The 9,048-nt window shown below is 66.9% G+C and carries 9 protein-coding genes, 1 tRNA gene and 1 pseudogene; 6 read left to right on the top strand and 5 right to left on the bottom strand.

What is annotated here, in order from left to right; genetic code table 11:
* On the bottom strand, positions 1-699 hold a 699-nt coding region (proS, locus tag B551_RS07875), incomplete at its 3' end, for a proline--tRNA ligase (RefSeq protein ID WP_023263824.1).
* A gap of 259 nt (positions 700-958) precedes the next feature.
* Here proS and B551_RS07870 point away from each other — a divergent pair.
* Positions 959-1,618, top strand: coding sequence for an RNA pyrophosphohydrolase (locus B551_RS07870; protein ID WP_006576520.1), 660 nt, complete (start codon positions 959-961; stop codon positions 1,616-1,618).
* Positions 1,611-2,249, top strand: coding sequence for a CNP1-like family protein (locus B551_RS07865; protein WP_043438063.1), 639 nt, complete (start codon positions 1,611-1,613; stop codon positions 2,247-2,249). The genes B551_RS07870 and B551_RS07865 overlap by 8 nt, the downstream gene beginning before the upstream one ends.
* Before the next feature lie 68 nt (positions 2,250-2,317).
* On the opposite strand, the gene proB is transcribed toward B551_RS07865, so the two are convergent.
* The 4 genes from proB to rplU form a co-directional block, all read right to left on the bottom strand.
* Positions 2,318-3,442 (bottom strand): glutamate 5-kinase, encoded by a 1,125-nt coding sequence (gene proB / locus B551_RS07860; RefSeq protein ID WP_006576522.1) that lies wholly within the window; start codon positions 3,440-3,442, stop codon positions 2,318-2,320.
* A 61-nt stretch (positions 3,443-3,503) separates the two neighbouring features.
* Complete coding sequence (gene cgtA / locus B551_RS07855) at positions 3,504-4,625, bottom strand: Obg family GTPase CgtA (RefSeq protein WP_006576523.1); 1,122 nt, start codon at positions 4,623-4,625, stop codon at positions 3,504-3,506.
* 137 nt (positions 4,626-4,762) lie between these two features.
* The gene (gene rpmA / locus B551_RS07850; protein ID WP_006576524.1) at positions 4,763-5,023 is read right to left on the bottom strand and encodes a 50S ribosomal protein L27; all 261 of its coding nucleotides are present in this window, start codon (positions 5,021-5,023) and stop codon (positions 4,763-4,765) included.
* A gap of 66 nt (positions 5,024-5,089) precedes the next feature.
* Positions 5,090-5,401, bottom strand: coding sequence for a 50S ribosomal protein L21 (gene rplU / locus B551_RS07845; RefSeq protein WP_006576525.1), 312 nt, complete (start codon positions 5,399-5,401; stop codon positions 5,090-5,092).
* Between the two features lie 566 nt (positions 5,402-5,967).
* Between rplU and ispB the strand changes: the two genes are divergently transcribed.
* From ispB to B551_RS07825, 4 genes and pseudogenes are all read left to right on the top strand, one after another.
* Positions 5,968-6,897 (top strand): octaprenyl diphosphate synthase, encoded by a 930-nt coding sequence (ispB, locus tag B551_RS07840; RefSeq protein ID WP_006576526.1) that lies wholly within the window; start codon positions 5,968-5,970, stop codon positions 6,895-6,897.
* 20 nt (positions 6,898-6,917) lie between these two features.
* Positions 6,918-6,994 (top strand) — tRNA-Pro (locus B551_RS07835).
* A gap of 183 nt (positions 6,995-7,177) precedes the next feature.
* Positions 7,178-8,407: pseudogene (locus B551_RS07830) on the top strand (GspE/PulE family protein); the annotation flags it as partial.
* 93 nt (positions 8,408-8,500) lie between these two features.
* Positions 8,501-9,048 (top strand): type II secretion system F family protein (locus B551_RS07825; RefSeq protein WP_172682445.1); only part of this gene is annotated, 548 nt, incomplete at its 3' end.

Below are 9,048 nucleotides of genomic sequence, written 5' to 3'. Positions count from 1 at the left end.
CATGTTCGCGGCGTAATCCGACTCGGGGCAGTAGACGATCGCGTCCTCGCCGGTGTCCGCGATCACGTGGAATTCATGCGAGCCCGAGCCGCCGATCGCGCCGTTGTCGGCCGCCACCGCGCGGAACTCCAGCCCGAAGCGCTGGAAGATGCGGATATAGGCGTCGTACATCTGGCGGTACGACACCTTCATGCCGTCCTCGTCGCGGTCGAACGAATAGGCGTCCTTCATCGTGAACTCGCGCCCGCGCATGATGCCGAAGCGCGGCCGGCGCTCGTCGCGGAACTTGGTCTGGATCTGGTACAGGTTCAGCGGCAGCTGCTTGTAGCTGCGGATCTCGGTACGGACGATGTCGGTGACAACCTCTTCGGAAGTCGGCTGCAGCACGAAGTCGCGCTCATGGCGATCCTTCAGGCGCAGCAGCTCCGGGCCCATCTTGTCCCAGCGGCCGGTCTCCTGCCACAGCTCGGCCGGCTGCACGAACGGCATCAGCAGTTCGACGGCGCCGGCGCGGTTCATCTCCTCACGGACGATCTGCTCGATCTTGCGGATCACGCGCAGGCCGGTTGGCATATAGCTATAGATGCCGGCACCCAGCTTCTTGATCATGCCGGCGCGCATCATTAGCTTGTGCGAGACGATCTCCGCGTCGGCGGGGGCTTCCTTGAGAGTGGAAATGAAGAATTGCGAAGCTTTCATCCGTGGCTTTCGGTTGGGACAGCGGGTTGGGACAGCGCGCGCGGCGCGGATCGATGGGAAAAAGGGTAAGGGGTCCGACAGGGCAAGGACTGGGTAAAAAAATGCGGCCGGGCACACGGTCGCGACACGGTGTCTGGGCCGGCGAAAGGCGCCTGAAACGGCGCATTTCGTCGGGGAAAACCAGCACGCCGGACCGGCCCGGACGGACCCCGCGCTTCCTTTATAATCGACGTAATTCTAAAGGATTCGAGGTGCAGTCATGCTCGATCGTGAAGGCTTCCGCCCGAACGTCGGCATCATCCTCATCAACGCACGGAACGAGGTGTTCTGGGGCAAGCGAATCGGCGAACATTCTTGGCAGTTTCCCCAAGGCGGCATCAAATACGGCGAGACGCCGGAACAGGCGATGTACCGCGAACTGCATGAAGAGGTCGGACTGCTGCCCGAGCACGTCAGGATCGTCGGTCGCACGCGCGACTGGCTGCGTTACGAGGTGCCGGACAAGTTCATACGCCGCGAGATTCGCGGGCATTACAAGGGGCAGAAACAGATCTGGTTCCTGCTGCGCATGGCGGCGCGCGATTGCGATATCTGCCTGCGCGCCACCGACCACCCGGAATTCGATGCCTGGCGCTGGAGCCAGTACTGGGTGCCGCTCGACGCGGTGATCGAATTCAAGCGCGAGGTCTACCAGATGGCACTGACGGAGCTGTCGCGCTTTCTGCATCGCGGCCAGCGGGCGCCGCTCAGTCCCTACGGCAACCACCATGCCGGGACCCATGGCAACGCCGGCCGCGCCGGCGGCCAGCGCGCGGGCCGGCAAGGTCCGGGCAATGCGCCGGCCGCCAGCCAGCCGTCCCCTACCCTGACGCAGCCGGAAGCGCCGGTCTGCGTGCAAACGCGGAGCACTGATGACTAAACCCGCCGGCTTCGGCCGACGCCGCACCGGCAGCGCAACCCCCACGGGTCTGGCTGCCGGACTTGCCACGCTGTTGGCACTCGCCCTGGTGAGCGCCTGCTCGACCAGCACCGAGACGCCCAAGCGCGCCGCCCAGCTCGAAGCGGAGGAAGCCGAGGAACCGGTCTTCCTGCTCGACCGGCTCGCCTCCAAGGGCTTTCAGGAGGCCGCGACCAAGCTGCCGCCGCCGCCGGCCGACGCCGATCTGCTGCCGTTTGACGTCAGCACGACCGGGCGCCTGTCGTTTGCGGTGGACGCCAAGTCGATCCTGGTCGGCGAGGACGGCGCGGTGCGCTACACCGCGGTGATCACCAGCCCGACCGGTGTGCGCAACATCAGCTACGAAGGGGTGCGCTGCGACGTGTTCCAGCGCAAGCTGTTCGCCACCATGCCGCCCGGCAGCAAGACCTGGGTGCCGAACCAGAGCGCGGGCGCCGAGCAATGGCGGACGATGAGCACCAGCGTGCGCAACAGCTATGCGGCGACGCTGGCGTCCGAATATCTGTGCGACGGCCGCGCGGTGGCGGGCAAGACCGAGGACATCGTGCGCGCGATCCGCGACGGCGTGGCCCGGCAGGGCGCGTACCAGTAAGGGCTATCGACAGCCTACGATGAAGGCCGGCGGCGGCGGATTGCCATCGCCGGCCTTTTTGCGTCCGCTCAGACGAGTACGAGGTTGTCCCGGTGGATCAGCTCGGGCTCGTTCAGATGGCCGAGCACCGCTTCGATTTCCGATGACGGCTTGCGGGCGATCAACCGCGCCTCGGCGCTCGAGTAGTTGGTGAGGCCACGCGCCACCTCGCGCCCCTGCGCATCGACGCAGGCGATGACCTCGCCGCGCGCGAACTCGCCCTGCACTTCCACCACGCCGATCGGCAGCAGCGACTTGCCGCCCGCGGTCAGCTTGTCGACCGCGCCGGCATCAATGACGACGCGCCCGCGCAGCTGCAGATGGTCGGCCATCCACTGCTTGCGCGCGGTCAGCCGCCCGGTCGGCGCCAGCAGCTGCGTGCCGATCGCCTCGCCGCCGGCCAGACGCGCGAGCACGTCGGCCTCGCGTCCGGACGCGATCACCGTATGGGCGCCCGACTTGGCCGCGCGCTTGGCCGCCAGGATCTTGGTCAGCATGCCGCCGCGGCCGATCGCGGTGCCGGCACCGCCGGCCATCGCCTCGAGCTGTGGCGTGCCGGCCAGCGCCTCGTGCACGAACTCGGCGGCCGGATCCTTGCGCGGATCGGCGGTGTAGAGGCCGCGCTGGTCGGTCAGGATCACCAGCGCATCGCCCTCGATCAGGTTGGTGACCAGCGCGCCCAGCGTATCGTTGTCGCCGAACTTGATTTCGTCGGTGACGACCGTGTCGTTCTCGTTGATGATCGGCACCACGCCCAGGCCCAGCAGCGTCAGCAGCGTCGAGCGCGCATTCAGGTAGCGCTCGCGGTCGGCCAGGTCGGCATGGGTCAGCAGCACCTGCGCGGTGCGGACGCCATAGCGGCCGAACTGGCTTTCGTAGACCTGGGCCAGCCCCATCTGCCCGACCGCGGCCGCGGCCTGCAGTTCATGGATCTCGCGCGGACGGCGCGCCCATCCCAGCCGCTGCATGCCCTCTGCGATCGCGCCCGAGCTGACCAGCACCACTTCCTTGCCGGCGGTGCGCAGCCTGGCGATCTGCGCCGCCCAGCGGGCGATGGCATCGTGGTCCAGCCCCTTGCCGTCGTTGGTGACGAGGCTCGATCCGACCTTGACGACGATGCGCCGGGCCTGCGCGATGACCGATTGGGTGGGCAACTGTGTCTCCTGAAGTGGGGTCGTGCCGGGCGATGTTCCGGCGCAGATTTCCGGCGCGGGATCAGCCTTGTCGCTCGTCGCGATTTTCTTCGCGATGTTCGTCGCGATCGACGTTGTGCAGCCGCTCGTCCAGACGCACGTCCGGCTCGGCCAGCGCCGCGGCCTCCTCGGCCTTCAGCGCGGCCAGGTGGTCCTTGATCGCGTAGACCAGCTCGCGGCAGCCCTCGCCGGTCAGCGCCGAGATGCGGAACACCGGCCCCTTCCACTTGTAGCGCTTGATGAAGTCCTTGACGCGCGCCTCGCGCTCGTCCTCGGGAACCATGTCGAGCTTGTTCAGCACCAGCCAGCGCGGCTTCTCGTACAGCTCGGCGTCGTATTTCTTCAGCTCGTTGACGATGGCGCGCGCCTCGGCGACCGGATCGACCGATTCGTCGAACGGTGCCAGATCGACGATATGCAGCAGCAGTCCGGTGCGCTGCAGATGTCGCAGGAACTGGTGGCCCAGGCCCGCGCCCTCGGCGGCGCCCTCGATCAGCCCCGGGATATCGGCGATCACGAATGATTGCTCGTGGTCGACGCGCACCACGCCCAGGTTCGGATGCAGCGTGGTGAACGGATAGTCCGCCACCTTGGGCCGCGCGTTGGACACGTGCGAGATGAAGGTCGACTTGCCGGCATTGGGCATGCCCAGCAGGCCGACGTCGGCCAGCACCTTCAGCTCGAGCTTGAGCATGCGGCGCTCGCCCGGCTTGCCGTCGACCTGCTGGCGCGGCGCACGGTTGGTACTGGACTTGAAATGCAGATTGCCCCAGCCGCCGATGCCGCCCTCGGCCAGGCACACCTTCTGGCCGTGCTCGGTCAGATCGGCGATGACCTCGCCGCTGTCCATGTCGGTGATCAGCGTGCCGACCGGCATGCGCAGGGTCACGTCCTCGCCGGCCGCGCCGTAGCAGTCGGAGCCGCGGCCGTTCTCGCCGTTGCGGGCGACATGCTTCTTGGCGTAGCGGAAATCGATCAGCGTGTTGATGTTGCGATCGGCCACCGCGTAGACGCTGCCGCCACGGCCGCCATCGCCGCCGTCCGGCCCGCCGAACGGCACAAACTTCTCGCGCCGGAACGACGCGCTGCCATTGCCGCCGTTACCGGCAATGACTTCGATTCGGGCTTCGTCGATGAACTTCATGATGGTGATCCGTGCTGGAGCGTGCCGCGTCGAAAGACCTTGTCAGGCGCTGCCGGCGGCGGGCGACGTGTGACATTGTCGCCAGAAAAGAAAAAGCCCCGCAAGGGTTGCGGGGCCTTCGTGCTGCAAGGCAGTGGTCAGGCTGCCGGAACGACGCTGACCTGCTGCTTCTTGGCAGCGCCCTTGACGGCGAACTTCACGTGGCCGTCAACCAGGGCGAAGAGGGTGTGGTCCTTGCCCACGCCGACGTTCTCGCCGGCATGCACGCGGGTACCGCGCTGGCGGATGATGATGCCGCCGGCGTTGATGGCCTGGCCACCAAACACCTTCACGCCCAGACGCTTCGATTCGGAATCGCGGCCGTTCCGTGTGGAACCGCCGCCTTTTTTCTGTGCCATGACTTAACTCCTGTCGCTATACCTGATGTCGCTCGATTGCGTTGTCTCGTTGCGGTCCGCGGGGACTCAGGCAACGATCGCTTCGATGCGCAGTTCGGTGTAATTCTGGCGATGGCCTTGGCGCTTTTGGTAATGCTTGCGACGGCGCATCTTGAAGATCTTCACCTTGTCGTGACGACCCTGGGAGATAACGGTAGCTTTGACGGAAGCCCCGCTGACCAGCGGCGTACCAAACTTGATCTGGTCGCCAGCGCCCACTGCGAGCACTTGGTCGAGCGTGATTTCTGCGCCAATGTCTGCCGGTATCTGTTCTACTTTCAGTTTTTCGCCAGCAGCAACCTTGTATTGCTTGCCGCCGGTTTTTACGACCGCGTACATTGTCGAACCTCTCGATGTGAATAAACGCCCAAAAGCCAGCGCTGGCGCGGCTTCGCGGCTAGGCGAAGCGGCCATGCAACGCGCTTTCGGCCCGGTTATCTCCCGCCGGCACGGACGCAACAACAGCAGTTCAGCCGGAGGAAACTCGGCATTCTATACGAGCAGCGGGAAAAGTGCAAAGAAAACAAACACATAGACCCGCAGAGACGGGCAGCGCACTTACTGCGCGCTTGCCCGCGCCCTTGCGCTGACGGCCCTCAGGTCGCCTCGGCGAGCAGAAATCCGGCCAGCGCGGCGAACGCCACCCACCACGCAAGGCGGCGGGACGGACGGCGGCCATGGCCATCGGGAGCGGCGGGCTTGTTCATGGCGGCATTATAGGCGCCCGCCCGGCCCGTCCTGCCCCCCGGGTTCGGCGGCGAAGAGCGCGCCGCGCCACCGCGCGCAGCAGGTGCCATCCGGGCCATCTGGACACGGCCATCGCATATAATCGCTCGTTCTGCGTAACGGTGATCATCTTGTCCGAGTCTTCCGCTTCTGCCTTGCTCGCTCCGGTCGCTGCCGACATGCGCGCCGTCGATGCAGTCATCCGGCAGCGCCTGTCTTCCGAAGTGCCCCTGATTGAACAGATCGGCGAATACATCATCGGCGCGGGCGGCAAGCGCCTGCGCCCCGTGATCCTGCTGCTGTCCGCGCGCGCGCTGGGCTATGACGGACATCGCCATCACGAACTGGCCGCGGTGGTGGAATTCATCCACACCGCCACGCTCCTGCACGACGACGTGGTCGACGAATCCGAGCTGCGCCGCGGCCGCCAGACCGCCAACGCGGTGTTCGGCAATGCCGCCAGCGTGCTGGTCGGCGACTTCCTCTATTCGCGCGCGTTCCAGATGATGGTCGACGCCGGCAGCATGCGGATCATGCAGATTCTGTCGGACGCGACCAATGTGATCGCCGAGGGCGAGGTGCTGCAGCTGCTGAACATGCACGACCCCGACGTCACGGTGGAGCGCTATCTGCAGGTGATCCGCTACAAGACGGCCAAGCTGTTCGAGGCCTCGGCCCAGCTGGGCGCGGTGCTGGCGGGCGCCGACGCGGCGATGGAAGAGGCGGCCGCCGAGTACGGCCGCCGCATCGGCACCGCCTTCCAGCTGATCGACGACATGCTCGACTACACGGCCAGCGCCGAGCAGATGGGCAAGAACGCCGGCGACGATCTGCGCGAGGGCAAGCCGACGCTGCCGCTGCTGCATCTGATGGAGCATGGCACCGCCGAGCAACGCGCGCTGGCGCGCGAGGCGATCGTCGAAGGCGGCACCGAACACTTCGACGCGGTGTTCTCGGCCATCCATCAATGCGGGGCCCTGGATGCGACCTTCGAGGCCGCAAAACGCGAGGCCGATGCGGCCGAACGCGCGGCAATGCAATTTCCCTCTTCACAACTGAAGGAAACGCTGATAAAGTTATGTGCTTTCTCGCTGCAACGTCAGTCCTGACGCGGCGGGGAACAAAAAAACGGGGTGTAGCTTAGCCTGGTAGAGCGCTACGTTCGGGACGTAGAGGCCGGAGGTTCGAATCCTCTCACCCCGACCAGTTTTTCCGAAAGGGCCGTGCAGCGATGCACGGCCCTTTTGTTTTGGTCGTTTTGGCTTTGGCCGGCGCTTCCCATTTGAGACTGGGCGCATTCCCCTCCCTGCCCGCGCATCGCACACTGGGCCACTCCTCCACTGCGCCCCGCCCGCCATGATCGCCGTGACCGCCCCGTCCGATGCGCCGATCGAATACGACCCCGCCATGCCGTCGGCCGACGACGCGCCGGTCGTGCGCTTCGTCCACAGGCTGCTGACCGAGGCCTGCCTGCGCGGCGCCTCGGATCTGCACTTCGAACCGTACGAAGGCTTCTACCGCGTGCGCTTTCGCATCGATGGACGGCTGCACGAGATCGCGCGTCCGCCGCTGGACATTCGCGATCGCATCGCGACGCGCATCAAGGTGCTGGCGCGGCTGGACATCGCCGAGAGGCGGATACCGCAGGATGGCCGCATGCGTTTCGTGGTGCCGCGGCACGACGGCGAGGCGACGACTGACGGGGCCGCCGGCCGCGCGGTCGACCTGCGCGTATCGACGCTGCCGACGCTGTTCGGCGAGAAGATCGTGCTGCGCATGCTGGCCGCGTCCAGCGTGCGGCTCGACATGGACAGCCTCGGTCTCGAGCCGCCGCAGCTTGCCGTGCTGCGCGAGCGGCTGCGCCGCCCGCACGGCATGGTGCTGGTCACCGGTCCTACCGGCAGCGGCAAGACCGTCTCGCTGTACGCCTTCCTGAACCTGCTGAACCAGGAGGAGCGCAATATCTCGACGGCCGAGGATCCTGCCGAGATCCAGCTGGCCGGCATCAACCAGGTCAATATCCACGACAAGATCGGCCTGAACTTCCCGACCGTGCTGCGCGCGTTGCTGCGGCAGGACCCGGACGTGATCATGGTCGGCGAGATCCGCGATGCCGAGACCGCCGATGTCGCGGTCAAGGCGTCGCAGACCGGCCATCTGGTCCTGTCGACGCTGCATACCAACGACGCGCCGGGCACGCTGACGCGGCTCGCGCAGCTCGGCGTCGCGCCGTTTCACCTGGCCGCCAGCGTGCTGGTGATCACCGCGCAGCGGCTGGCCCGCGTGCTGTGCGCCTGCAAACGTCCCGGCCCGGTGCCGCTGTCGGTGCTGCGCGAGGCCGGTTTCGCGGACACGCTGCTCGACGGCGACTGGCAGCCGTGCCAGCCCGTCGGTTGCGCCGCCTGCCGCGGCAGCGGGTATCGCGGCCGCTGCGGCATCCATCAGGTGATGCCGGTCTCCGACGCGATGCAGGGCATCATCCTGTCGCGTGGCAGCACCCGCGCGCTCGCGCAGCAGGCGCGCCGCGAGGGCGTGCTATCGTTGCGCGAGGCCGGGCTGCTCAAGGTCAGGGCGGGCACGACCTCGCTGGCCGAGGTGCTGGCGGCCACCAGTCCATAACGACAATCCACAACGACGATCGACCGAACGATCATGCCATCCGGGTCCACCATGGCGGCGCCGGCCCCACGCGCCGCGCTCCGCCTTCCGGCCATGGCGCGCACCATCGCGCCACCCCGCTTCCGAGCCGAAGACATCGTGCGCTTCACGCGTCAGCTGTCGACGCTGCTGGGCGCCAGCGTGCCGCTGCTGCCTGCGCTCGACATCATCGCGCGCGGCCATGGCGACCCGGCGTGGCGCCGCCTGCTGGCCCAGCTGCGCGGCGACATCGAAGGCGGCAGCAGCCTGGCGCAGGCCATGCGCCGCCATCCCCGCGCGTTCGACGCGCTGTACTGCAGCCTGGTCGAAGCCGGCGAGCACAGCGGCGCGCTGGGCGGCATGCTTGACCGGCTGTACGCCTATCAGCAACAAGCGATCGCGCTGCGCGGCCAGGTACGCGCCGCACTACGCTATCCGCTGGTGGTGCTGGCGGTCGCCGCCGCCGTGACGACGACCCTGATGCTGTTCGTGATTCCCGCGTTCAAGCAGGTGTTCGTCGGCTTCGGCGCCGGCGCCGAACTTCCTGGGCCGACGCAATTCGTGATCGCGGTGTCGGATGGCCTGGTTGCAAACTGGCAACTGCTGCTGGCGCTGCCGGCGCT

The organism is Cupriavidus sp. HPC(L), from assembly GCF_000307735.3.
Taxonomy (GTDB): Bacteria; Pseudomonadota; Gammaproteobacteria; order Burkholderiales; family Burkholderiaceae; genus Cupriavidus.
The sequence above is the reverse complement of the archived record's forward strand: the minus strand, read 5'-3'. Positions and strand labels throughout refer to the sequence as shown.